Source organism: Burkholderia sp. MSMB1826 (genome assembly GCF_001526325.1).
GTDB lineage: Bacteria > Pseudomonadota > Gammaproteobacteria > Burkholderiales > Burkholderiaceae > Burkholderia.
Genome location: NZ_LOYN01000033.1, coordinates 1 through 24341, shown reverse-complemented (window position 1 = coordinate 24341; position 24341 = coordinate 1). Strand labels below are relative to the sequence as shown.

12 protein-coding genes and 5 pseudogenes are annotated in these 24341 nt (G+C 56.9%); 11 read left to right on the top strand and 6 right to left on the bottom strand.

The window, feature by feature from the left end:
• Window positions 1–260 precede the first annotated feature (260 nt).
• Entirely contained in the window at window positions 261–1145 is an 885-nt protein-coding gene (locus WS95_RS35050) for a hypothetical protein (protein WP_156444543.1), read from the bottom strand.
• 723 nt (window positions 1146–1868) lie between these two features.
• Here WS95_RS35050 and WS95_RS21520 point away from each other — a divergent pair.
• On the top strand, window positions 1869–5708 hold the full coding sequence (locus WS95_RS21520; RefSeq protein WP_156444542.1) for an ankyrin repeat domain-containing protein: 3840 nt from the start codon (window positions 1869–1871) through the stop codon (window positions 5706–5708).
• A 338-nt stretch (window positions 5709–6046) separates the two neighbouring features.
• Here WS95_RS21520 and WS95_RS21515 read toward each other — a convergent pair.
• Window positions 6047–6328 (bottom strand): annotated as a pseudogene (locus tag WS95_RS21515) (transposase); the annotation flags it as partial.
• 257 nt (window positions 6329–6585) lie between these two features.
• Between WS95_RS21515 and WS95_RS21510 the strand changes: the two are divergent.
• From WS95_RS21510 to WS95_RS35810, 4 genes are all read left to right on the top strand, one after another.
• Window positions 6586–8049, top strand: coding sequence for a hypothetical protein (locus tag WS95_RS21510; RefSeq protein ID WP_156444541.1), 1464 nt, complete (start codon window positions 6586–6588; stop codon window positions 8047–8049).
• A gap of 785 nt (window positions 8050–8834) precedes the next feature.
• Complete coding sequence (locus tag WS95_RS21505) at window positions 8835–9203, top strand: antibiotic biosynthesis monooxygenase family protein (RefSeq protein WP_059825693.1); 369 nt, start codon at window positions 8835–8837, stop codon at window positions 9201–9203.
• Window positions 9204–9217: 14 nt separating this feature from the next.
• Window positions 9218–10150 (top strand): NAD(P)-dependent alcohol dehydrogenase, encoded by a 933-nt coding sequence (locus tag WS95_RS21500; RefSeq protein WP_059825690.1) that lies wholly within the window; start codon window positions 9218–9220, stop codon window positions 10148–10150.
• Window positions 10151–10152: 2 nt separating this feature from the next.
• A complete protein-coding gene (locus WS95_RS35810) occupies window positions 10153–10449 on the top strand; it encodes an HTH domain-containing protein (protein ID WP_257139915.1) in 297 nt (98 codons plus the stop codon).
• 892 nt (window positions 10450–11341) lie between these two features.
• Here the strand turns inward: WS95_RS35810 and WS95_RS33845 are convergent.
• Window positions 11342–12298: a LysR family transcriptional regulator gene (locus WS95_RS33845; RefSeq protein ID WP_082746993.1), complete on the bottom strand. Its 957-nt coding sequence runs from the start codon at window positions 12296–12298 to the stop codon at window positions 11342–11344.
• 641 nt (window positions 12299–12939) lie between these two features.
• On the opposite strand from WS95_RS33845, the gene WS95_RS21490 reads away from it, so the two are divergent.
• Both WS95_RS21490 and WS95_RS33840 read left to right on the top strand, forming a co-directional pair.
• A complete protein-coding gene (locus WS95_RS21490) occupies window positions 12940–13713 on the top strand; it encodes a hypothetical protein (RefSeq protein ID WP_156444540.1) in 774 nt (257 codons plus the stop codon).
• Between the two features lie 843 nt (window positions 13714–14556).
• Window positions 14557–15561 (top strand): LysR family transcriptional regulator, encoded by a 1005-nt coding sequence (locus WS95_RS33840; RefSeq protein WP_082746973.1) that lies wholly within the window; start codon window positions 14557–14559, stop codon window positions 15559–15561.
• Window positions 15562–15728: 167 nt separating this feature from the next.
• On the opposite strand, the pseudogene WS95_RS35045 reads toward WS95_RS33840, so the two are convergent.
• Window positions 15729–16524 (bottom strand): annotated as a pseudogene (locus WS95_RS35045) (tyrosine-type recombinase/integrase); the annotation flags it as partial.
• Between WS95_RS35045 and WS95_RS33825 the strand changes: the two are divergent.
• The gene (locus tag WS95_RS33825) at window positions 16504–16740 is read left to right on the top strand and encodes a TniB family NTP-binding protein (protein WP_257139914.1); all 237 of its coding nucleotides are present in this window, start codon (window positions 16504–16506) and stop codon (window positions 16738–16740) included. The pseudogene WS95_RS35045 and the gene WS95_RS33825 overlap by 21 nt on opposite strands.
• A gap of 28 nt (window positions 16741–16768) precedes the next feature.
• Window positions 16769–17083: pseudogene (locus WS95_RS21480) on the top strand (integrase core domain-containing protein); the annotation flags it as partial.
• A gap of 1132 nt (window positions 17084–18215) precedes the next feature.
• Here the strand turns inward: WS95_RS21480 and tnpC are convergent.
• Window positions 18216–18869: pseudogene (gene tnpC, locus WS95_RS21475) on the bottom strand (IS66 family transposase); the annotation flags it as partial.
• Between the two features lie 879 nt (window positions 18870–19748).
• Here tnpC and WS95_RS21470 point away from each other — a divergent pair.
• Window positions 19749–21479 carry an NEL-type E3 ubiquitin ligase domain-containing protein gene (locus tag WS95_RS21470; protein WP_059825683.1) on the top strand — a complete coding sequence of 577 codons (1731 nt, stop codon included), beginning with the start codon at window positions 19749–19751 and terminating at the stop codon, window positions 21477–21479.
• A 44-nt stretch (window positions 21480–21523) separates the two neighbouring features.
• Window positions 21524–22085: pseudogene (locus tag WS95_RS21465) on the top strand (IS3 family transposase); the annotation flags it as partial.
• Window positions 22086–22201: 116 nt separating this feature from the next.
• Here the strand turns inward: WS95_RS21465 and xopAU are convergent.
• Window positions 22202–23836 (bottom strand): XopAU family type III secretion system effector serine/threonine kinase, encoded by a 1635-nt coding sequence (gene xopAU, locus WS95_RS21460; protein ID WP_179950212.1) that lies wholly within the window; start codon window positions 23834–23836, stop codon window positions 22202–22204.
• Between the last annotated feature and the right edge of the window lie 505 nt (window positions 23837–24341).

Sequence of the window (24341 nt, the reverse complement as noted above, 5' to 3'; positions counted from 1 at the left end):
CAGAACGTCAGATGTGGCAGTGTCGGATCTTGCGTCGCAGGAACGGTAACTCCGGCGGGAATCGGTATGACGTTGCAGCAAGCGCTGTTGGCCCAATTCAACGATCAGGACGGTAGTCGACGGAACGGACACATCTTTGTTCGACGTCGTTCCGGGGGAGACGTCATTAGTGTCCTGTCGTAAATTTCTATCGACATTCGAAGAATGCGGCGGCCGGAGACGACCGCCATTCCGACAGCCCAGCCGAGTTCAGTCCGAGTTCATTGCGTGCCGGGGGCGTTGATCTGAGCTAGACGGTCGTCGATTTTATCGAAATAGGCCTCGGCTTTATTATGGAGCAGGATAACCGGGTCTAGCTTCCCGAGGTTTTCAAAAGCTTCGATGATTTCGTTGTCGCGAAGTCGCTCAGGAAGCTTGCCGAACGCTGACCGGATTCGTTCTTCGGGGGGAGTTTCGTACTCGACGATTTCATCGTCTTGATGAGTATCGGCGGTTGGTAAATAAGTACCCGCCACGATCTGCGGAAGGATTCTCTCGACATCTTGTACTGAAGCGACGCCGAGTTTCGTGAGGTCTGTCGCAATCTCGTGAAGCAGTCGCCGATTTTGCGAATATTGAATTTCCTGAAATTCGTGAATTACATCGTATTCGTTGACATCAAGCTTGATGAGATGGCCAATGTTCAGGCCATGCAGCATCTCATCAGGAATAATGCCTTGCGCAAGGCTCGCATCAAACTTCCCCGGGTTGCTTTCCACCAGATTAGCGAGATGTTGTCCGGCGACACGAGCGGCCGCATTGCGATGCTGCTTCTCTTGCTTCAGTTGTGGAGAAGCGCGTAGGCTACTCGACGTACTTGTTTCGACCATGTCTCGTTTATCCCGAACATGTACGGCCATTGGCGCGAGTCGCACGCTTTTTCCAGTATTCCCGATCCGGCCTCGCTCAATGAAACGCGTAGTGAGCGCTGTTGGCCTCTCGGCGTGCATCAGATTGACTAGAGCATTTTCGGCGAGGCGCCTTGATGTTGGCGCACTGCGCGGCGGTGTCGTCGATTCTTTGGCGGAGGATGCCGAGCGTTTTTGGAGCCCCGGCAACGCGAAGCTGAAATATCGTTTTTTTTTTGCTTTCAGACGAACTGGCACCGGGTTTGTCAGTAGGCTCGCTCGGCGCGGATCTGTTTGCCGCGGCGCGGAAACGACTGATGATAGACATGGTTGGACCTCTTGCAGTGGATGACGCAGACTTGGTTCTGCGATTGGACTATCGACATCAATGAGGCGAAGTGGGTTGTAAACAGCGAAAGATTAAGGATTCCAACGAACTCTGTACGACCGCCTGTCGAGCAATTTCATTGCTGGTTGGTAAGAGCGATCACTCGATAGGTTATCTTCGCGAGAGGCTCAGAAAATTCGCCGTTGCGAAAGCTGCTTGGTCGGTGGGTAGGGCATCGGCCTTGTTCGGCTGATAAATGGCATTCGAATCTGTTCTCAACACGGGTTATTGGCTAGCAACGACTCCTGACCCGCTGTTACTTCCTACTGCACATTTGCATTGGAAAGACACCCTCCGTGTTTAGTGTTGGAGATCGAGTGTTTAGCGGCCGGGAGACCGCATCGCGGCAAGGTCTGTATTCTGGTGGTAGCAGGCGACAGCTTCTTGTCCGCAATTTTCGTCAACGCCCCCGAAATTTCGCAGCGAAACCAAAGCACTGTGGATGGAGCAGGCTATTTTGGATCTAGCCAGCAGCGTTCCGCGGGCTTGGTCACTCGTGCGGACACCAGCGCACCGGTTTGCCGACGCGGATAGTGCTTCATCGCCCGTCCCCTCTGGACGTGGCATGCGTCAGGCTCTTAGGGAAAGCGAAAATGAGAATCACATTCAAGGAAGGTGGCGGATTTCAAGTCGAAGATCATCCTGATGATCGCCCCCACAGCCTTGACGCAATTAATTCGAGGGCCGCGAGCCGCTATGGTGGGGCACCTGTGTATTTCGACGCGCTCAAGCACGGAAGCTTTGCAGATTTCGAACGGTCGAGCGACTACGACGTGTCGAAGTCGCAGATCAGAAAGAGTCTGGACTCCCTTCGCCAATTCCTGGATAGAAAGGCGGGCCATGAAAATCAGATCGCATCGGCTCAAATTGAAGAGTTTGGTAAGCGCGTCGCTTCAGGATCGACTGGCTTCTTTTCTACCCGTGTCGCGCTCGCGCATGGGATCGGTAAAGAGGCTATCGAGCATCTCGCATTCAGTATTGAAAATCCGCAGATCAATGAGGAAACGCGAGAGGTCGCGCTGAAGAATCTCGCACCGGAATTGATCGCATGCGCCGACGGGGCCATCGACCAGTTGGTCAGGCGAGCGAGAGAACTCGATCTTCAAGGCGCAGGTGGATTGAAATTCAACGCCAAGGCTGAATGGGAAAGGATGCTAACGCAATCGATTCTCCAGTTCACTCAGGCCCGGTTTGGGGCAAGGCCGAACTATCGGAACAACGAAATTCACTACCACAATGCGTGCTGGAATCATCTTGCGACCGACTATGGCATGAAGCCTGCCGAAGATATGTTTATATCAGCTTTGAACCTGACGCAAAACGACCTGATTGCAAGCAAGCGCTACGTAACACAGCGGGTCACGCCTGGCAGGCTTGTACATCACGTGGCTCAGAACGCTCTTGCAGAGATTCGTAGTCGGTTTTCTGCACTTGCAGATAGGCCATTGACTGCTGACGAAGTCTTTGAGTTTTATCCGGAGTTCGAGGCCTGGGCGATTACGGAACTACAAGACCGATACGGGAACGTGCCGCCTGCCGCGTTGTTCGTGAGCAGCGAAGACGAGCACGAGATTCTAATTTACCGAATGGTCCGTGACCCCGCCCTGTTGATGCCGACTATCGGGAAGAGCCTCGTCGACGGTGGTTTGCTTAACGAGTTTCCGATGCGCGTTGTCGTCGACAAGGGGCGAGAGCAGGTCATCGAACTGGCGTATGAGGCCTTTCTCGTCCGCAACGTCACCGACAAGGAAAACCGCTCGCTGAATATCGACGACCTCAATGATTTAGACGCTGTACTGACGCCTCAAATGGCCATCGTGGCATTGAGTAACGCTTCTAAGGAAGAATTGCTCGCGACACCACCGGAACGTGTGGCGGCGCTACTCGCAAGCCAGCGAGACCAGTTTGCATGGTTGGCGCTACAGAGCAATTCAATCGTGCGGTCCTATAGGGACGCACGTCCAGATTCGGCGGATGTATTGCTTGCTCACGTGCCAACCGCAATGCATGAATTGGACCCCAAGCGTCGGGAGTACATCTTGATTCTCGCAGCGAAGGCTGGCGACGGACATCTCGCGGAAAGACTGACCGGGTGGATCACACGAATCAGCGAGACAGACGATCGCGGTAATACCGCGCTGCATTACGCTGCGAGTCAAGGTATGTCGACTTTGATCGACAGGCTAGGCGGGAAGCTCGACTTTAATGTGCTCAATCGAGACAACCGGACGCCTCTCATGTTGGCCGCGCGGAATGGACACCGCACTGCGATTCGTGAACTGATCGCAAAAGGAGCTGATATCGAACGTACGGTCGGCAACGGACGAACCGCGTTGACGATCGCAGTGGAGGCTGGACAAGTAGCGTCAATTGAGGAATTGCATGCCCATGGGGTGAATCTCGAGCCGGTCGACGACAGAGGGTGGAGTCCTGTACTGGTTGCCGCTGCTTTCAATAAGCGCGCAGCGATGGCGGGGCTTCTGGCATGCGGTGCTGATCTTTCACGTACCGATAACAAGGGTTGGAGTGCTTTGTGCATTGCTGCCGCGCACGACAGCGCCGAGATCATCGCGGAATTGGCGGAACGGCACGTCGACGTGGAGCAAACCACGCCGGACGGCGCCACTGCACTGATCATCGCCGCAGCGAAAGGCCACGTCAGGTCGATCGAGACGCTTGCGACGCACCGCGCCGACCTTGACCGTACGGATGGACGTGGCATGACCGCTGTGATGTCTGCTGCTTCCGCAAACCATACAGCTGCTATCGAAGCGCTAGTTAGTCACGGCGCCGACCTCAATATCGCTTCGCCGGACGGAACGACCGCATTGATGTTCGCAGCTGTACTCGGGCGCGTAGCGGCGATCGAGATGTTGTCGAAACACGGCGCGCGTCTAGATGCCGTTAACCAGCGGGGTGCGACGGCGCTTATGGGTGCTGCGTTAAACGGGCATACTGCAACGATCGAGGCCTTGATCAGACTTGGCGCATCCGTCGATCTCGCCATGCCAAGCGGCATGACGGCGTTGTTGTACGCCGCGGGGCATGGACACACGGAGTCGGTAAAAGCACTCGCCGAAGGGGGGGCCGATCTGAATTTGGCGTCCGGCGGCGGAATTACCGCATTGATGCATGCTGCCCAGCGCGGGCACGCTGGTGTCGTGGAGGCGCTGGCAGCGTGTGGGGCTCGTCTTGAAATCGCTGACGGAAACGGCTGGACCGCATTGTTACATGCAGCAGTGATGAAGCACACGCACGTGATCTCAGCGCTAGCCAAGGTCGGGGCCAATCTCGACCAAGCGGACGCCGATGGCATGACGGCGCTGATGAAGGCTAGCCAAGTGGGAAACACGGCCGTGATCGAACTGCTTGTAGCTAGCGGCGCAAATCTGCACATCTCGGACGATCAGGGTAAAACTGCTCTCATTCATGCCGCAGATGCCGGGAATGCGGCAGCCGTCGCTGAGCTGATCGCGAGGCATGCGAACCTCGAACACTGCGACAAGCATCAATGGACCGCATTACTGCACGCAGCCAATGCCAATGACTCGGCTGCGCTCGTAAGACTGTTGGAGGCAGGAGCGCGCGTCGAGCATACCGATGAACAAGGTTGGAATGCCTTTATGGTTGCGGCATCGGCGAATCGTATCCCGGCAATGGAAGCGCTGGCCGCGAAGGGAATCGATCAACAGGCGACCGACCAGAAAGGACGTACTGCGCTGATGATCGCGGCGTCCGACAACAGTTTTGATGCGATTTCCTGGTTGCTGTCGAGAAGCGATATTGAGCAAAGCGACGTCGACGATCAGACCGCCCTATCTCTCGCGGCTGCTAGCGGTCATGTCGAAGCGTTGGAGGTGCTGTTGATCGCGGGAGCTAACGTGCACCGCGCCGACATGAACGGGCGGACCCCGCTGATGCATGCAGCCATGTCGGGCGAATGCAACGCGATCACGGTATTGCTAGAGCATGATGCGAATGTGGAGGACGTCGACGAGCATGGCATGTCTGCGCTTTTGATTGCCGCTCAGGCCGGCGATGCCGATGTTCTGGACGCGCTCCTCAAGGCGAATGCCGATATTCGTCGAACCGACGAGCGTGGCTGGACCGCGCTGATGCATGCCGTGAACAGTGGCGATGACGAGGCCATTATCGCGCTGCTGGAGCATGGTGCCGCCACCGACGTTGTCGACCACGAAGGGCTGACAGCGCTCGATCATGCTCGGAGACTCGGATACTCCAATATTGTCGGTTTGTTGACACCGGTCGAAACCGATGACGATTCGAGCTCGTTTGATTCCAAACGATCGCTCGACCCTGTTTCCGGGCGGTCGTCTCCGGCGACGTCCATCGAGCTATCAGGTGAACGGAGGGACCGTGGAGCGTTTCCGCCATCGTCGCCAGAGCCGTCTTCGAAGCGGCGTAGATTTTAACAGCGCTTATTGGAAGAAGTAGAGGATGAGTGAAGGGCAATTGCATAACCTTACGCCAAGTCTGACTGACGCCAGAATTGAAATGCGCGGTTGCAACGCACATCAGGTAATGGACTGCTGTCGACGTAACGGAACAAATCGGCCGAGAAATCAACGCGAACTGAACTCGTGGGATCTGGGCAATGTTGCGTCGATCGAACAGGGTTGACAGGCGAGCCTGCAGGCTCGATGGGATACGAACAGACAGTCGCAACCTGAACCGCCTTTTCGCACGGAAAACCTGTGCTGATCAAAAGTGGTCCCCACACCGCTTCGTCCATCGGCGGGCCGACAAACTAGCGAAGCAGCATGTTGTAGGAGATTTGCTCCATCAGCATGCATTTGCTTCGAATGGAGTACAGCACCTGCAAGAGCGACGCCCGAATTAGCTTCTCCGGAGCAATGTTCGCGCGACCGCCCTTCGTATCGCGTTCGTACATGCGTGCGAGCACGGGGCCCATACGCTTGAGCGCGTCGTTCTGCCAGATACGAATGGGGCGGAGAGGGTGATTCGCCGGCACAGAGTCGTCCAGCTTCGTCATTGTGAGCATCGCCTCGGTGTAGCTGCCCGCTCCGCGAATCGTTTCGGTCTCGGGATTGTCTGTTCCCTTTTTTCGACGTTTGCCGTTTCCGCTCCGATGGCGACGGCGGGAGCTTTTTCAACAGCCAGCTATCGTCAGGCATGCACGCTTCGTCGCATTCGCTCCTTTTTCGGTTCTGAACGCATGTGGAGCGCCAGTACGGCGCATGATGCTGATCGTGTCACCGTTGTGCCAATTCTCATTTTCGTCGCAACTGAACTTGTTGCTCGCTGCCCCCGCATGGACATCGGTGACGGATGGCCATGATCAATATCCCGCGGGTAAATATTCATGGCATGCAGAAGTTTGGTGCGTCGCATAGAATCATTGTCATGAGTAGAGTCAACCGAGGTAGCGGCAGGGCCTGGGACGGCGCCACGCCGTCGGACACGCCTTCCATTTCGCAAAGCACGGAACGGACTGGGCGCAGCCGCCAGTCCAGTTCGCTCGCGCACCTGCGGGCGTGGTCTCAGTCGGGGGCATCTGCGAGCTCCTCGCACCTGAGCAACCGTAGCGATGCGGGGCTTCGCTCGGCAGCGCCTTCACAAGGTTATCGTTCGGTAGATACGGCCTCGCTGTTGAGCGAATGCGGCGGTATTGGGCTGCGGCCTCAGGACACGTGGTCGCTGCATTCAATCACGAGTGCCAGCGCGTCGCAACGATGGGGCGACGATCTTGCACTGGGTTCGTCGGCAACTGCATTGTCGCAACGCACACGAACCTCGAGGCTGACGGAGGCGATGAAGGGCAAGGGCAATTTGACCGAACACTCCGGATCATCCAGCAATTCGCACCTGACCTTGTCGAGCACGGATATGGCGCGCAACCTCAGTGAAATGGCTGACCGGTTTTCCGATCTGTCGACGTACCGTGGTGAAAAGAGGCGGCGTCCGGTGCAGCAGGTGAAAAGCTTCGCTGAGCTGATGCCCATGCCAGGGATGCATGCCGCGCCAGTCCGTTCTCAAGGTGGGATGAGCGACGTCGAAATCGCGGAAATGATCGAGGAGTTGCAGGCGGTGGGGGGGCACGGTGTTGTCGGCGCTGGGGAGTCCTCTTCGGCGCCTCGAACGGGGATGACCGATGCCGAAATCGCGGATATGATTGCCGAGCTGCAGGGAGTGGGAGGGCACTGGCCTGCCGAGGCAGCCGCCCCCTCATCTGCACGCTTCGACGAGGCGATGCCGAACGCTAAAGCATCGTCCCGTCGCGGTAGATCGGCGAGCACAGCGCCCACCGAGGCTTCGCTGCGGAGAAAGCAGCGCCGTGCAGAGCTGGCCCAGCAGATGACCGGCAATCCCAACGCCACTGAGGCCGACTACAACCGGCTGAAGGCAACGGAGCGTGCCCGAAAGATGACCGGCAATCCCGACGCCACTGCGGCCGACTACAACCGGCTGAAGGCAACGGAGCTCGCCCGGAAGTTGACCGGCAATTCCCGTGCCACTGCCGCTGACTATCTCCGGGAGAAAAAAGCGGCGCGGGCCCGGAAGTTGACCGGCAATCCCACCGCCGCTGCCACTGAGTATGACCAGGCGGTGAAGGAGAGGCTGGCCCGGGAGATGACCGGCAATCCCGACGCCACTGCGGCCGACTACAACCGGCTGAAGGCAACGGAGCGTGCCCGGGAATTGACCGGAGATCCCGACGCCACTGCTAGTGATTACAACCGTGAGATGCATAGGCGGGCCAAAGAGCGAGCGGGGAACCCCAACGCCACCTAGACGCACATCATCTCGAACGACTTGTCGGCGGGACGATGATCGGCGTGAACCGTCTCAACGCACTAGGCCGGCGTGGGAGCATTGAATTCCCGCGAATAGTCGAACAAATTGCCTATCGAAGAGGACCTGACGAGCCACGGACGCTCTAAACGCTTTCGACGTCCATGACCGTCTTGCAGATTTATCGAAGCGGAGAAATTATGCTTCGCAAGTTCCATTCGACAATCTCGCCGCGCTCGGCGGCATCGCTGCAAAAGCACTGCGGCCGTAAATAACATAAGCGGTACGTGGTTTTCTTCGTGGCCGATCCGCGATCGGATGCGCGGTGGCGATCCCAGTGAAATCCGGGACGATCGGCCGAGTGCCGTGACGGAGTCCAATGCCGTCTGTTCCACTATCCAGTACTTTGCTCCCCGGTCTCGGTTGGCGATTGACGTGCCTGCTGCGGAGCTTTCAAAGTGCCTGGACAACTAAGGCAAGATCGGATCTCCTCGGATGGCACTCGCACCTTGCTGCCGGCATATTGTCGCCAGTCGTAATGCCGCGACGAACGAGGCAACCCACGGAGCCTGACGCGGCCTCCGGCTCAGTGGCCACATGTGCCGGCCTCGGAACGTCATGCGATTCCTCCTTGACTTCACGCCATTGCTATCGATGCACCGGTCACGAACGACGGCCGTCTCTCGAAGTATGGTGACAGAAACTGGCGCCACTGCTTTATAGAATCTCCTTTAGATCAGTGAACCAGAGTCGGTTCACCGATCCTCTTAAGAAGGAGCTGTAACATGCCGAAATTCGAACCGCTCGATCCTGCCTATCCGGTCGGCAGGCAAGTTGATATGGACGCTGGTCCCGTCGTCATGGTCAATCTCATCACCATGGCGACTGAGGACGAGGCCGCTTTTCTCACGGCATGGACCGCTGATGCACTATTCATGAAGAGACAACGCGGATTCATCTCAAAACAGGTGCATCGCACCATTGGCGAGAACCCGACCTACCTGAACTATGCTGTCTTCGACAGCGCCGCAGCATGGCGTGGTGCTTTCTGGACATCTGAGTTCCAGGAAAAACTGAAGGCCCATCCGGCTTCGGTCATCGCACGCCCCCACCTCTCTACCAAGGTCGCGGTGCCGGACCTCTGCACAGCTTGAAGCACAGGTGGCACATGAAGCGCATTCAATACAGCAACTATGGTGGCCCGGAGCTGATGTCGGTCGAGGAATTTGACTTGCCCAAGCCCAGCAGCGGCGAAGTGGCTGTGCGCGTCAAATTCGCCGCAATCAACCCGATCGACTGGAAGCTGCGCTGCGGAAGCATGAAGATCGTCACAGGCTGGTCCTTTCCCCGAGCGATGGGGATGGACTTCTCGGGTGTCGTCACGGAGGTGGGTCCCGGCGTCACGCGCCTTCAGGCGGGCGACGCAGTCTTCGGCCTTACCCGCTTCAAGCAAAGTGGGGCACTTGGTCAGGCGGTGGTCACGAAAGAGACTTTTCTGGCCAAAAAACCCGACAGCGTCTCCTTTGAAGACGCGGCTTGCCTTGGCACGCCAGGCGTCACCGCATGGAACGGATTGATCGACAAGGCGAAACTGCAGGCAGGCCAGCACGTCTTCATCAACGGCTGCGCGGGTGCCGTGGGCGAGGCGGCCGTGCAGATCGCGCTGCTTTTCGGAGCGACTGTCTGCGGTCGCTGTAGCAGCGCAGATATGGAGCGAGCTCGATCGCTGGGCGTGCAGAACGTCTACGACTACCGCGCGACGGGTTTGTCGACGATAGCCACGCGCTTTCATGTAGTCTACGATACGGCCGCAACGATGACAGTCTCGACCGGCACGGCGATGCTGCGCCGGGGAGGGGTGTTTCTCGATCTCAACCCCGACCTAGGCAAGTTCCTTCGCTCGTTTTTCGATCGGCGGCTGAAGCCCATCGTCGGTTCGCCGCGGGCCGAAATCCTGGAGGAGCTGGCGAGCGCCGCGCGGGAGCACAAGTTCAGGCTTCCGATCGGTGAAATCGTTCCGCTGAGCGGCGCAATCCGGCTCATTACTGAACTTGAAAAGGGTCGAAAACTCGGCGGCAAGGGCGTCGTAGCGATGGAGTGACCATGACCGGAAGCCATCGATTGTTCGATCTGTTGCAGGCGCTTCGCCGACACCGCTGGACAGTGTCGGGCGGCGCGCTCGCGCACGAACACGGCGTGGCTCTGCGGACCACCCGCGGCAACGTCGCCACGCTGCAGAGCATGAGCGTCGACATCGACGGAGAGCTTGGGATCGGCCGCATCCTGCGGTCCGGTTTCCTTCTTCATCCGCTGTCTTTCACTGAAGAGGAAATCCACACGCTCGTGATAGGCTCCCAGAGGGTCGTCGACAGATGGACAATACGTTACCCTTTGCCGTAAACGACGCGCTGGCGAAGATCAACACCGTTCTTCCGCTGGACTCATCTATCGAAGGGAGCGACGCTTCTTGACCTGAGCGAGGTTCGCCGTGCACTTCGTGAGCAACGCATCACGCTGTCGATCGACCATGCGCCGTCGAGAGAACAATTGGTCTGGCCGATCAAGTTAGGCCGCATTGAAACCAGGCGGTTCATCGTGGCCTGGTGCGAACTGGACGGGCAGTTTCGCATGAGCAGTATGGACGACATCGCGTGAACGCTACCCTCGCAATCGCCGCCTGTTCGTTACGGTATGGCGTACACAAGAAGTCCGGAAACGCAACGGGCAAGCGACCGTTTGTTGACCCGTCGGGATCGTCCACGCGATTCCGAGGAACATTCATTTATTCCGGCCAACGGTGCCACTACGGGAGCGACGATTGGCTCGAATCAATCATCTCGGACTGGCGTCAGTCGAAGCGGCAATTGGCCGGACAAGGGGCATGAACAAGGTAAGCGCTTATGCGCTGCAGCGCATAATCACGATCCTTACTCATATCCTGACAATTTCTTTGCGGCATGATTCATAAGAGTAAGAAAAAATCACTTATAGATAAACGAAATTATAATAATCTAAATATCGCCGCATCCACAATTTCGGATTATATTGGAGATTTCCCCAATCTAATCAGCGAAATATCAATCTTGGTGGCATGAGATATGTGAATTGAGAAGGTTATACAAAATCGATCGGACCGTTTTCCCCTCGAGAGATCCCACGAAGTCCAATTTGAGTCCAATAACAAGCGGGATGCGTGATCCGAAGATAGCCAAGATCACGACGATCAGCATGATTTTCGCGGTCAGTCAGAATGGATGCAAGCGGATTGTTATCGCGCGGTCGATAAAGGCAACTATGCAGTATAGACGTCCAAGGCGCTCATAGGTACATGTAATTTGTTATCAGCCGCGAGCGCCTCTAGCAAATGTCGCACGGTGACTTGCACACGTGGCGCCACGAGCGCCCGATGAGGATACTGCATTACCATCTCATACGTCCCGGGCTGGTGAAATTTGTGGAGGACTATCTTCAACGACCCGGAACGCAAACGGTCCAAGGCAAGATGAACCCCGACCTCGGCAATTCCGACACTATCGCACGCTGCCTGGACAAGGGATTCTGGTGCGGAAAGCGTTAGCATTGCCCTACTAGTGGGGTCTAGAGTAGTAATGCTTCCGTCGTCACCCTTGAAGCTCCAAGACGCGACCTGTCCGCTTAGGAAGCGCCGTGCAATGAGCTGGTGTCTCCGCAGCGCTTCAGGTGTTTGGGGGACGCCATGCTTTCCAAGGTAGTCGGGAGACGCAACCAGTACTGTATTCAACCGACAAATCTGTCGGGTCACGAGGGTCGAGTCTGGGATGTTGCCACCTCTAACCGCAATGTCGTAGCGGTCTCTGACAATATCAACAACTCGATCGTCGAAGTCAACTTCTACCGACAGGCCAGGATAGCGAGCTAGCAAAGAGGGCAATGTCGGAAGCACGTGGTCGCGCCCGAACGCCGCGCTTGTCGAAATGCGAACCCGTCCGGTTGGCGCGGTGCGCTGCGCGGCTACTGTATCGACGGCAGCATTAAGTGTTTCAAGCGCGACGCGCGCTTGGCGGACAAACGCCTGACCTTCTTCGGTCAACTTCAGCGTGCGGGTCGTGCGATTCACTAACCGCACGCCTAATGCCTTCTCAAGGGCCGCCACGTTCTTGCTAATGGCGGCTGACGTGACCCCCAGTTGCCGTCCCGCTGCAGCAAAACTTCCCGCATCAACGGTTTGAATCAGCGAAGCGATAGCTCGAACATGCTGCGAAGAATCCACACGGCCCTCCATGACGACAGTCTTGCGTCTTATAGTTGAGTAGGACAATTCTAAACTTTTAGTTGAGGGTGGTTCAACCAGTTCATGGCTTCTCGTCATCAGTGAAGGTGGTGACAATCGTGGATATGACGCTCAACCCGAACAGCGCAATGCTTTCATAACCATTACTGCCATCTATGACAGCGGAAGAAACCAAACTACCACTCAGGCGAAAGCGGTCGCTAACGGCGTTCACCGATCGCCTAGACCTCACGCTCGGTGTAGGCGGCGGTACTTCGAAGAGCTAAGTTGAAGTGACGTGGTCACCTTCGATTCGGACACCTATAACGGAACCATCAGTGCGAGGCTTAAAGAGGCAATAGAAGACTTGGCGCAGCAGATGTTAGCCTGTCAATCTTGGAGAAAGATTGCTACAGATCTCCCGATTTTTGGGGGGGCACGGATGTGACGAAAGGCTGTTCTTCCGCATCACGATGGTCTTCCTCACCGTTGAGCACTGCATGATCTGGATTGGATCGAAAAACTGACCATTCCAGTCGCAGTAATACAATCTCGTAATGAGTTATCTCGTTATATACGGGAATTCCGGCGAGAGCGTCGCCGAAGTGACCGGTCCGTTTTTGTTCATCGATTACTGACCCATGACTTGGTTTATTCCCGTAATGCTCGGAGCTTTAGCTGGCGCCATAATCGCGGCCGCAGTGTTGATGCTGAGCCGTTACCTTACTTGGCTGCAAGACAATGAGGAGCGCGCCGAGCACCGTGCCCACGAGCGCGCAAATCTTGCCGAACAACGCGCTCGCGCTAAGCTTGACGCGGCTCTGACGCTTGAGGCTTTCGCGAAACAGGCTGCCGGGTATCTCGACAGCTGCGAGGTGCGAATTGCTGACTGGATTGCGGAACTCGACGGAGATACGCAGGCGAAGCAACGTTCATGGCCGCCGCTGGTGTTCGACGTGTCGTTCATCAAAGATCGATCAACGGTACCGATCGAGATTGTATCGGCGTGCCATGATCTAAAATTGGCGCTTAGTGAAAGCGACGCATGGGTTCGTGAAGTCTCCAAAGAGGAGTGGCTCGATGTGGATGATGCGTACCGACTAGATGGTCAGCGTGCGTTACTGTATGGTTTAGTCGCCTGCGAACTGGCTCGCCAAATTAGGTCGGAGATTAATGTGCCGACTTCAGTCCTTTCGGACGATTGCTTCGGTCGCCTTCAGCGCGAGTTCGGCAAGTTCAAGCGTCGATATGAAAGCTCGCACGGGAGAATTGATCTGATTCCGGACCTTAAAGCGCGGTTGCAGCGTGAACTCCCAGAGGTTGCAGACGGCCTGCCCGAAGAATCTTATTGGACAAAGGATAAGCTGGTGGACAGGGAGCCTGTTTGCGCCACAAAAACGCAATGGGAGCGGTGACTATTGCACCCCGGGCGGTTTGAACTTGACCTCGAAGTTATCGAACTATGCGGAACCTTGGGTTCGGCGGAGATCAGGAGGCGACTCGCGGTACGGCCGAGTGCTCCCGTACTACTTTCTCGATCGACGGGCTGACGAATCTACCAGACAATAAGTTGTACGAGCTTCGCTCGATCAGTTTGATTGCTGCGGCTGTTTGAGAAGTAGCGTCCGCATCGGCGTCCTATGCACGACGTTCGGTCTTCCTGACAGTGTCAGTACTACGTCGCGAAGAAACTTGCTTCCGTCTTCGACAATGCTTCGTTCTGCGCCACTTTGTGTTCTCGGTGGATTAGCGATTCATCGTTCTGCATATTTGGGAGAACTGAATTTTATGGCGCTCGCAAATCGCGTGACCGACACGGTGAAGTCTGTGAGCCTATTCTGGTTCTACCGCCAGGTATTCACGATGGTAAGTCTCGATGGACAGGTTTGCCAATCATAAACACGAGAATTCAATGTGCGCGATCTGACACACATTTAGTACATGGATATCGTGTCGATTCAATGCGAGGTGGAGTTGGTCGACGTGTATTCGGATGTGCCCCACAGAAGTCAGAAGCGCACATTAATTATCGATCAGACGATAAAGCATCTGCTCGTTAGGCGGGGTCGTCCTTCTGGACATCGTGTTTACAGGAAAAGGGAAAGTACCGTGCACTTTCATGGCCAGTAGTACTCCATATGTCATGACGTTTAGTCGAAAACCATGGAATAGTTGAAATTTAAGCGCAACATAACGGTCAATTATTAAAACGCGCGCGCTGCAACGGCACGGGCACTTTCCCTCAGAGGAATGTATCGATGAAATCAGACATGCAAGGCCGATTGGACTGTATAGCAGTATTCGTCGAAGCCGTGGAAGCTGGGGGCTTTGCACGCGCTGGCGAAAGGCTCGCACTCACGCGGTCCGCCGTCGGCAAAGCAATTGCGCGATTGGAAATCCGTCTCGGCGTTCGCCTTTTCCATCGCACCACTCGCAATCAGAATTTGACTGAGGAAGGGCAAATCTATTACGAACGTTGCTTGCGGGCGCTTGAAGAATTACGCGCAGCCGAATCGCTGCTCGAATCCGGAAAGCTGGAAGTAGCCGGGCGGCTCAGAATCACCTTGCCGGTACTTTTTGGCCGCTGCTGTATTGCGCCGATTCTGCTGGACTTCGCGCGTCAGCACACGGGCCTAGAGCTCGAATTGAGTTTTAGCGACAGGCCGGTCGATCTAATCGCCGAAGGTTTCGATTTGGGCATTCGAAATGGGGCGCTGGGCGAAGCCACTGGCTTATGCGCACGCCCTCTGGCGACGCAACCTAAAGTGCTTTGTGCGGCTCCTGCGTATCTAAAAGGGCGCGGCGAACCGGACACGATCGAAGCTTTGGCCAATCACGATGTATTAATTCACTGGCGCACCGGCCACCCATATCCGTGGCTGTTGCCGGACGCGGATGGACGTCTGACGGAGGTCAGACTTGCCTCGCGACTACGATTTGACGATCTAGAAGTTACCGCCGACGCGGCCGTCGCCGGCATGGGCATTGCCTGGTTGCCGCGTTGGCTCGTGCGCAATCGCATCGAGGCAGGTCTATTGGCCGTATTGTGGGAAGAGAGGCCCTCTGCCTCCATGGACTGCCATGCGATCTGGCCGGCAACGGACCATATGGCTCTGCGTTTGCGACTAGCGATAGACACGCTGGTTGAAAATCTTCCCCGTGCTTCAGGTGTGAATCCTCCTATGGGGCGGCCGGGATGGCACACGCAAAGTGTGAAGGCGACTAATTCTGCTTCGCGGCGAAAAAAGCTCAGGATGTCATAGGTTGAAATCTCCGTACCGCAAGGCATTGACGCGACGCTATTACGAACGTCAGCGGGGATAGGGCGCAGATCTGGAAGTTGCACGCGAGATCAACGATCGCCTGTTCAAACGCGAGGGTCGTACATCGCGTGACTGCGATGGCCACCGCCAGTGGAATTGATGCGGGTCGACGTCGTCGAGATGGATGAGTGCCGCAGGTTGTCGCGCACAATGAGCAGCTCGGCGCTACCCGCGAGCGCGTGCGACGCGTGCGTGTGCCGCATCCAGTGCGGGCTTACGCGCCGCAGCTTCTCGGCGGCCGCTGGTCGCTCATCCTGGATTGTGTCGGCCACCAGTTCGAAGAACCGTCGTAGCACGCGCCACAGGCGTCTGGGTTCAATGCCCGCGCCGTCCTCGTCGAGACTTGCAACGAGCGGCGTCGCCGGGCTCCAGCGTGTCGGCGTGACCGGTAAGCCCGCGCTGCACGAGATACTGATCCAGCGCGGTCCGAGCGAGCGACGGCAAGGCGACCTTGCCGAACTTTCCCCCTTTGCCGATCACGTGCAGCCAGTGATCACCATGCTCGTCTCGCCGGATATCGCGCAGCATCGCGCCGACCAGCTCGCTCGCAGGCCGGTCGCGTAGCCGAAGTCCAGCAGGACGCGCAGGCGTTGCGCGGGCGGCACGCTCGAGCCGTACGACCATTCGAGGCCGTCGGCAATCGTCCGGATCAGCATCCATTCGGCCTCGGAGAATCCCCGCGACACGTCCAGTCAGGAGCGTTGGGCGTGGCTCTTGATTTTAACGCCGGCGAACGGGTTCGCGAGCACGTAGCGCTGCTCCACCAGCCAGCGAAACAGCGCCGACAAGACGTTCAGCGCATACGCTGCCGAGCTCGACGATCGCCCACAAGATCAGCCGTTCGGCTTCTTTACGATAAGCGCGTTGCGTGGCGGCCGACTCGTGCAGCGACAGCCAGGACTGGAAGAGGATCGCATAAAGGGTCTGCTACGTGACCGGTGGATCGACTATCCCCGAGCGACTGAAGCCTTGCAGCTATTGCAGCGGCTCTATGACTCGCCGAGATGTGAGCGCATGCCGTGTCTTCTGCTGCACAGCGACTCGAACATCGGGAAAACCAAGATAACGACCAAGTTCAGGCAAGCGCACCCCAGCGAGTTCGACGAGAGAACCGGGTAGGGCGGTGGCCGGTCGTGAGCGTACAGATGCCTCCCAATACGTCAGCACTCGCTACAGCGAACGGCTGGCCGAGGCCGGCGTCGAGCCGTCGGTCGGCAGCCGGGGCGACAGCTACGACAATGCACTGGCCGAAACGATCAACGGCCTGTACAAGACAGAACTGATTCATCGGCGCGCCCCTTGGAAAACGAGGGAATCCGTCGAACTGGCAACGCTGGAATGGGTCGCCTGGTATAACCATCATCGGCTGATGGAACCGCTCGGCTATATCCCGCCCGCTGAAGCTGAGGCAAACTACTACAGACAACTCAGAAATGCCGCTGACGTGTCCGCATTAACTTAAACCAACCAGCCTCCACGATTCCCGGTGCGGTTCAGGCTCACACCTAGCCCCGCTGAGTAAGCGCTCGAAAATGGGCGCCTTGGGGTTGCTTATAAAATCTGAAAGGGGCGACGTCCGGCTAGGCGCGCCCCCCTACGACTTGCCTTGGTTGTGACCGCAACCGGGGCCAAGCGATCAACCGTCGTTGACCCTCCGACAGATTTTGACTAGTGCAACGGAACGCGGGCTGATTTATACAACAAAGTCCGCCCTGCAAGTGACGAGCAACATGCGCACACTTTTCCACGGAGCGGTCAACTCCCTCTAGTAGTGCGCCCCGTCATCGTCACTGCCCCCAAAATCATCTTCCGAGTCGGTCTGCGCATACTTCAGAAGCTCGCCAGCCATCGTTGTAGAAACTTCGACACCAGCGTCCCCGAGCTCTTGCTGAAATATTCGTGCGTTAGGGCCTGCACTATCCCTCTTGGAGCCCAAGACATGGTTGCTTGGGATGCGACTGGGTGTCCGAGCTGTAAATTGCGACACCTGTCCATCGGCCATAGAATCGGAATCGAGCTCCAAGCCAAATCCGGAACGGATCCCGATTGTTCTTACAAGAGCTGGGCTATCAGGTGATGCAGTACGAGCATACTTCTTGGCGATCTCGCGATAAGATGTAAAGTAGTGGTATCCGGATGCCCGTTCCTTGAATGCCGGATCAACCTCATACCGATTTTCCATACCTTGAGTGGCACCTGGACGCTTATTGCGCGTGTCGAAACCGGAGGCCCGGATATTTACTTTGCTTGCTTGCGAAGTACCATGCCATAGTACCGTGTCGCGGTAGACCTGTTTGGCAAGAGATTGAAGCTCTGGCGACGTGTTGGAGCGTGCTCGCCGGCCTCGTGATGTCGAAGGCTGCTCCTGATTTGTTGCAGCGTGTTCGTAAGAATAGTGCGTTGGACTCGCACCACCTGTCTTTGAAACGCATCCGCCCATGGTTTGGACCTCCAAAAAAAGAACCTACAGGCTATGCAGCACACCCGAGCGCCGCCTCCTCATACACGAAGACAAGTAGCGCATCGCGAAACTTGTTGAAAATCTCAGCGAACTTGGTGGTAAGAATGTCTGTTACAGCCAACGCCAAGATCGACTAGCTCGCGGGTGACGGCTTGAGTATCCAAGGCAGCGACGCCTCGTAATCGTCAGCAGTTTGCGCTTTTGGCAGAAGCTTAAGCGCAGCAACCAGATACCGGTACGGATCGACCCTGTTGGCCTTGACTGTCTCCACCAGCGAGTTCAGGTTGGCCGAGGCATTGGCGCCGGCCTCGGTATCGCAGAACGGCCAGTTGCGGCGCCCGACGACGAACGGCCGTATGGCGTTCTCGCACGGGTTGTTCGAGATCGGCCAGGCGCCGTTCTCGACGTAACGGGGCAATTTGGGCCACTGGCCGTGCATGTAGTGCAAGGCTTTGCCGAACAGGCTTTGCGGCAGCACGGTGTGCAGGTGTTGCAGAAACAGCACCTCAAGCTCGTCCAGCACCGGTCGACTTCGCTCGGCACGGACCTGCTGCCGCTGCTGTGTTGTCATGTCGTTGGTCTGGGTCTCGACGGCGAACAGCCTGCCGATGCGCTCGATGAACCCGGCCGCGGGATGCTCGGCGCGCTTGTCCTTTGGCAGCGCTTCTTCAGCATCGATCAAGTAGCGTCGGGCATGCGCCCAGCACCCAAGGTGCACGAGTTCGTAACGGTTGGCAATGTCGTCATACGGCGCGTAGTCGTCCGTCATCAGGGCCGCGCCCGAACGATGTCCAACTACTCGCTCACCTCCACGCCGATCTCGATCAGAGCCTGTCCGTCGTGCGGGCAGACGCGCTCCGATTCGGGCAGCTCGTGTCGGACTTCGACGCGAGGCTGCGCCGGATCGAGCGGCTTGCTGCGCTGCTCAACACGCGGTCTTGTCGTACCTGATCGAGGGACGTTGATAGGAGTGGTGGATTCATTGGGCGACACTTCGCTACCTTTACCAGACAGTTAAACCGATGTCGTTCGAACTATCTGTCGTGGGGTTCGACGCGATCACAGTAGGGTGTATGACGATCCATTTCGTTATCGCGCATTTCGACCTCGGTCGGATCATGGAAGAAGCGGAGCGGTTTGGATTTGACATCGTTGACGTTTCCGCGTTGACACGTCTGATCAGGCAGGCATGATTTTTTTCGGATGACGATATGGAATTTCGTCGTTGTGCCCGGCTGACCGCTTCGTGTCGTGAAAACTGCGACTGTCCGGTATCGAGAAGGCTCGTGCTTCGAGGTGCCGCCATGACTTTATACATTCGGCCCTCGATCTTGATTAAGGCGATATTGCGACCATGCCTCCATTTAGCGTTTCGAGAAATAGAAATTCTACACTTGCGGCTTCGCCGGTTTCTTCCGGCCGTACCGTTGCAGCCCAAACGCCGGCATCCGCCGAGTCCGGCCCGTCCGGTGGCCGGCGCAGCGCGACTGGCATCTTGAGCGGGCTGCCCGGGTTTCGACGAGCGCGGCCGGCCGCAGCAGGCGAAACGGGCCGTCGCAGTGGTGCGCTATTGCACGTGCGCGCGAATAGCTCGACGTCCTCGCAGGCGGCTACGACTGGGACCGAGGCTCGGGAGGCTTGGAGTGTGCGGTCGGCAATCGATCACATGTCGAATCTGTCGGATCAGCGAGTCAAACGCTTCTTGAAAAAGTCGGCATCCGAACAATATCTGTATGCGAAAAGTCTGACGCCGGGGCAGCGCGGCGAGTTGGAGCGCGCACTCGCCGATATGGTGCGAACAGGATCGGCAGACGAGGCACACGCAGCAATGACGATGTGGCTGTCGGTTCAGCAAGCGCGCCTGAGGACCCATACGCTCCCGCAGAGACTGCAGTACGAAGCAGATCAGTACGGGACCGTGGCCGCGTTTATGGCCACGATCGTCGGTACCCCGTTTATCTTTCCGCAGTTGTATCTTCGACGTAACGTGTATTATGCGGACGCCGACCGGCCCGAATATGCCACCGCTTTCAACAACTTCATGACCATGATCGGAGACACCTCGGTGAGCGAAGGGTTGCGCAACGAGGCGGCGTCCCGCCTGGCCTATCACGCCGGCCGGGAGGGCACGATTGCTCCGGCGGAAAGATATTTGCTGCGCCGGGAAGGGGCGGCCGGACTTGCTGGCCGAGCGTATCGAGCGGTGGCAAACCCGCTGATGAGCACGGGTACGTATATCGGCTCCCTATCGGCCGACTTGGCGGAGCAGCGACAGCCGTTGGGCGAGGAGATTGAGCGTTTTCTGCAGTTTGCGGGCGTCGCGTCTATGCCGCACGCCAGTCGCTTCAATGATGAAGAGGGCGCCAACGCGTTTGCCCGTGTTTTGGCACGATGTTGTGAGGACGCGAAGCGAGCGGGTGTAGCTCGCCCGCTTGCTCATCCGACAATTCGGGATGGCGTTGACGTTATACGTGCGGTCGAGAAAGACGGCGAGCTTCGTCAATTCGTGTTCGCGATTGCCGTGAACGCCTTGGGATCCTGTTCGGATAATGTGGTCGCAGGATTCGCGGAAATGGTGAGTGCGGTACGCAATCACGAGATGGCCGAGAACATCAGGAATGGGAACGTGAAAGAACCGGAATTGAGGGAGTGGGTCGGAAAGCAATTCCGATTAGGAGCGCTCCGCTCCGAAGTCCACAAGTTCCTCTCACGCTCGCTTGCCGAATGCGATCGGTCGCTGATGGAAAATCATGCCGCTTTGGAGAAAATATCTCCTGAAATGGGCGATCTTGCACGTCGTATGGGTGACCCTGGTTTGCCTGATGAAGAGCGGGCTGCGATTTTCCAGCAAATCGAAGCTACACGGGCCACAGTCGACGCCGAGCTGGCGAATCTTGGGACGCAAGCGCAACATCGGAATCGGCTCGAGACCCTTCATCAATTGCTGCGGTCGCACCATGATCTGGATAGCCGTAGAAGAGCGCTGGTTGGCGAACCGCTTGAAACCATGCTTCACGCCGAAGTTGCGCTGCGCGCAACATTGCGCTTGCCGGACAGCGTGCCCGAGACGATGCTGTACCGCGGGTCGAGCTCTTTGTCACCGAACGACCTGCAGCGGATTTGCGACGCTGTCCGGCAGCAGGAAGCTGATCCCGCAATCATGGGCAAGTACCTGCTTAGCAACGATAATTGGAAAGCGGGGATTCGGCTGCTTCACGCAAAGGAGTTCGCCGCACTTCAAATGATGTTCGATAGCGACGAAACGTACAATCTCCCTATTCCCCCCGATGGCGATGAACACGTGGCAGAGCAGGCAGCGTATGCTGCTGCATTCAAGGACCTCGAGCAGCGTCAGCGAAAAGCGGAGACTGAGCTTTTTGAAAAGTACACGCTATAGTCGAGCGATTGCAACGCAGGCGACATCGGCTTGAGCGTACGAAAGGGTATCGGGTGACGACGGATTCGACGCATGGCGCCGAATCTGTTGGATCGGCGTTTCGACGGCTGGCGGCCCAATCAAGCCTGGGTAAGCGACATCACGTTCATCAGGACCGGCGAGGGCTGGTTGTATCTGGCGGCGATCCTGGATCTGGCGAGCCGGCGCATCGTCGGCTGGTCGCTGTCCGAACGGATCAACGCTGGTCTGGTCTGCCACGCGTTGCGCAGCGCGTGCTGGCAACGCAAACCGCCGCCGGGATTGCCGCTGAACTCCGATCGCGGCGCCCAATACGCCAGTCGCGCGTACCAGAAATTGACCGCCGCGTTCAAGATAAACGTTTCAATGAGCCGTCGTGCCAACGTCTGGGATAACGCACCGATGGAGAGTTTCTTCAAGACGCTGAAGGTCGAAAGAATATACCAGACTCACTACGAAACGCGTGCTCACGGCCGCCTGGATATCGTCGATTGGAGATCGAGGGCTATTACAATCGACAACGCCTGCATACCTCAATCGACTTCCTTACCCCTCGTCGACTACGAGGCCAGCTTGATCGCCGCATGAGTTGCTGTACGTGAAAACGAGGCAGGGGCAACGCCTGGGTGGGCGACACGGCGTACTGGAACGGCATGCGGGTCGATGTGTCTCTCCTGAACCATCCAGTACCCTTGGTGGTCACGCTAAGTCGCCTCACGAATCTGCCTCTGCTCTACCTCCGATAATATTTCGTTCAATCGGTCCAGGATTTGCAGTATATCGTCCCGGCGATCATCGCACAAAGCGTCATTAAGATCGAACAAACATTCATAAATCTTGTCTCGATAAAACTGATCTTCGATCTCCTCGAAGCATTGATAGCCGCGAAGATACACTGGTTTCACATTCTGCCAAAGTTCAAGCCTTTCATAGCAGTCGTGGGTTTCATCGCGGGAAGGAACGCCCTCAAAGAAGTCATCGCGCAAGGATTGCGCCGCCGAAGCGCGCGGCCTAATCATCCGCAGGATCGCTGAAAGCATCATCTCCCTCTGTCCCAGCGGAATGTCCCTCAATTTTTCCGCGAAATTGAAACTATCGACGGTCAATAGTGACGGTGGAACGCCGTTGAATCCTTCGATGCGCCATTCCGGATCTCTGATGAAATTCGCAAGCAGTTGCCCGGCGCTGTAGACGTCGTTAGTCTGGTCGGCGATCAACGGAAAATTGAAGTATCCCCACGTGCCAGGCGGCCTCGGTTGCCCCGGTTCACGTCCGTGGCCAAAGTCGATCAGCCTGAAGATTTTCTCTTCCCTGTCGTACATGACATTATTGGGGGAGATATCTGCGTGGACCACGCCCTCGTCGGCGCATCGCGCAACGGCGACAAGCACATCCGAGATAACCCGCTTTACCATCTGCAGGTAATCGTTCGTGTCAATAAAACCGTATTTTAACGCGTCTTTTGATATGCGCATAATATCGCCAGCGCTCTCCCCATTTATTTTTTCACACAGCATCCCAAATTCATTTTCTATTTGAGCCAGCTCATAAACTTGCATAACGCGCGACGTTTTCGTCAATGCCGCGCTGATCTGAAACTCTTGAATGATACTTTGCTTTCGCGCTTCGATTGCCGCGGGGTCGGGCGCGTGCGGGTCCGTGCGAAGCAATGCCTTGAAGGCAAACTCCGTGCCGTAGTCTTTGCCGTTCTTTATTAAATTTTCCGCCAGCGTCACCGCATAGACAGTTCCGAACGCGCCCGCGGCCAGCTCTTTTTTTAGAGGTAACCCTTGGTCGCCTGGCGCCAACGAGCACGCCAGTTTCACGGACCGGAACCCGGCCTGGGCTTCCGCAGCACCCGGTTTTAGGGCCGCGAGCCCAGCAGCTATGGCATCGGGGATGCGCGTCTTGCCCATATGTGCCACCAAGTTGAGACTCAAAGTGTCGGGCGAGAGGTCGGTGCTGCGTTGTCGTCTGTGCTTCCGCTCGTTTTTGAGCATTTCGACGGGGCTCGCGGGTTCGGAGGGATCTTCCAGCGCAAGCGGCTTCAAGCGGCCCGATGGGCATTGGATGAAGGATGCCCATCTCCTATACAAGAGACGCGGCGCCTCGGCCGATGGCGAATTCGCCGTCGCGTGCTCGCGATTTCCGTCTGCACCATGCAGGGCCTTCGATCCCGAGTGCGGCGATGTAATATCCTTTGTCGATCGTTTTGTAAGGGACCCCAACTCCGGGCTGCTCGGAAGCAATCGCCGCTCCGCGATGTTGGCAACGGGGGCGTGCTCGTCGCTCGAATGCGCGTTCGCCGGTGTAGCCGGCTCTGGCCGATCAATCTTCATGGAAAATCGGTTCCTTTGAAATCTCATTCGCGGTCGGCGCTGGTTTCCGGGCAAGCGTGGCATGTGACGGTTGCATGCCGATAAAACGACCCGGTCCGGATATGCCAACAAGTTAACGACCAACAATAAAAAAGCACCAGTAGCATCTCAACTAAGTGCTGTCACGTGCTGTCCTATCGACGAACGGCAACGCACAATGTCTGCCGACCCCGCGACCCGACATTGCTTTTTCCTTGAAAGTTGAATAAATAACCACCTCTCATTTTGGAGTAGATAGTCATCGCTGTGTCTGCTGATGGCGAATCTCAGTGCATGCTAGCGAAGTTCGTCGATTGCTCCGAGCCGTGAGGCTAGCCCAATTTCCGTCCCAGTCTTAGCTGACCTGCCCCCTTCAATAGGGCCGATGGGCTTCTAGCAAAGTCCCTTTAAACCAGCTCCTGGAAAGCGGCGGGAGCATCCGCTGTTGCTCGGTGTTTCGCAGCAAACTCTGCTGGCGACAGGTAGT

Bases quoted from the DNA above. Each gene is read 5' to 3' on its own strand.
- WS95_RS21520 (WP_156444542.1), top strand. From the start codon at position 1,869: ATGAGAATCACATTCAAGGAAGGTGGCGGATTTCAAGTCGAAGATCAT.
- WS95_RS21510 (WP_156444541.1), top strand. From the start codon at position 6,586: ATGGCCATGATCAATATCCCGCGGGTAAATATTCATGGCATGCAGAAG.
- WS95_RS21505 (WP_059825693.1), top strand. From the start codon at position 8,835: ATGCCGAAATTCGAACCGCTCGATCCTGCCTATCCGGTCGGCAGGCAA.
- WS95_RS21500 (WP_059825690.1), top strand. From the start codon at position 9,218: ATGAAGCGCATTCAATACAGCAACTATGGTGGCCCGGAGCTGATGTCG.
- WS95_RS35810 (WP_257139915.1), top strand. From the start codon at position 10,153: ATGACCGGAAGCCATCGATTGTTCGATCTGTTGCAGGCGCTTCGCCGA.
- WS95_RS21490 (WP_156444540.1), top strand. From the start codon at position 12,940: ATGACTTGGTTTATTCCCGTAATGCTCGGAGCTTTAGCTGGCGCCATA.
- WS95_RS33840 (WP_082746973.1), top strand. From the start codon at position 14,557: ATGAAATCAGACATGCAAGGCCGATTGGACTGTATAGCAGTATTCGTC.
- WS95_RS21470 (WP_059825683.1), top strand. From the start codon at position 19,749: ATGTCGAATCTGTCGGATCAGCGAGTCAAACGCTTCTTGAAAAAGTCG.
- xopAU (WP_179950212.1), bottom strand. From the start codon at position 23,836: ATGAAGATTGATCGGCCAGAGCCGGCTACACCGGCGAACGCGCATTCG.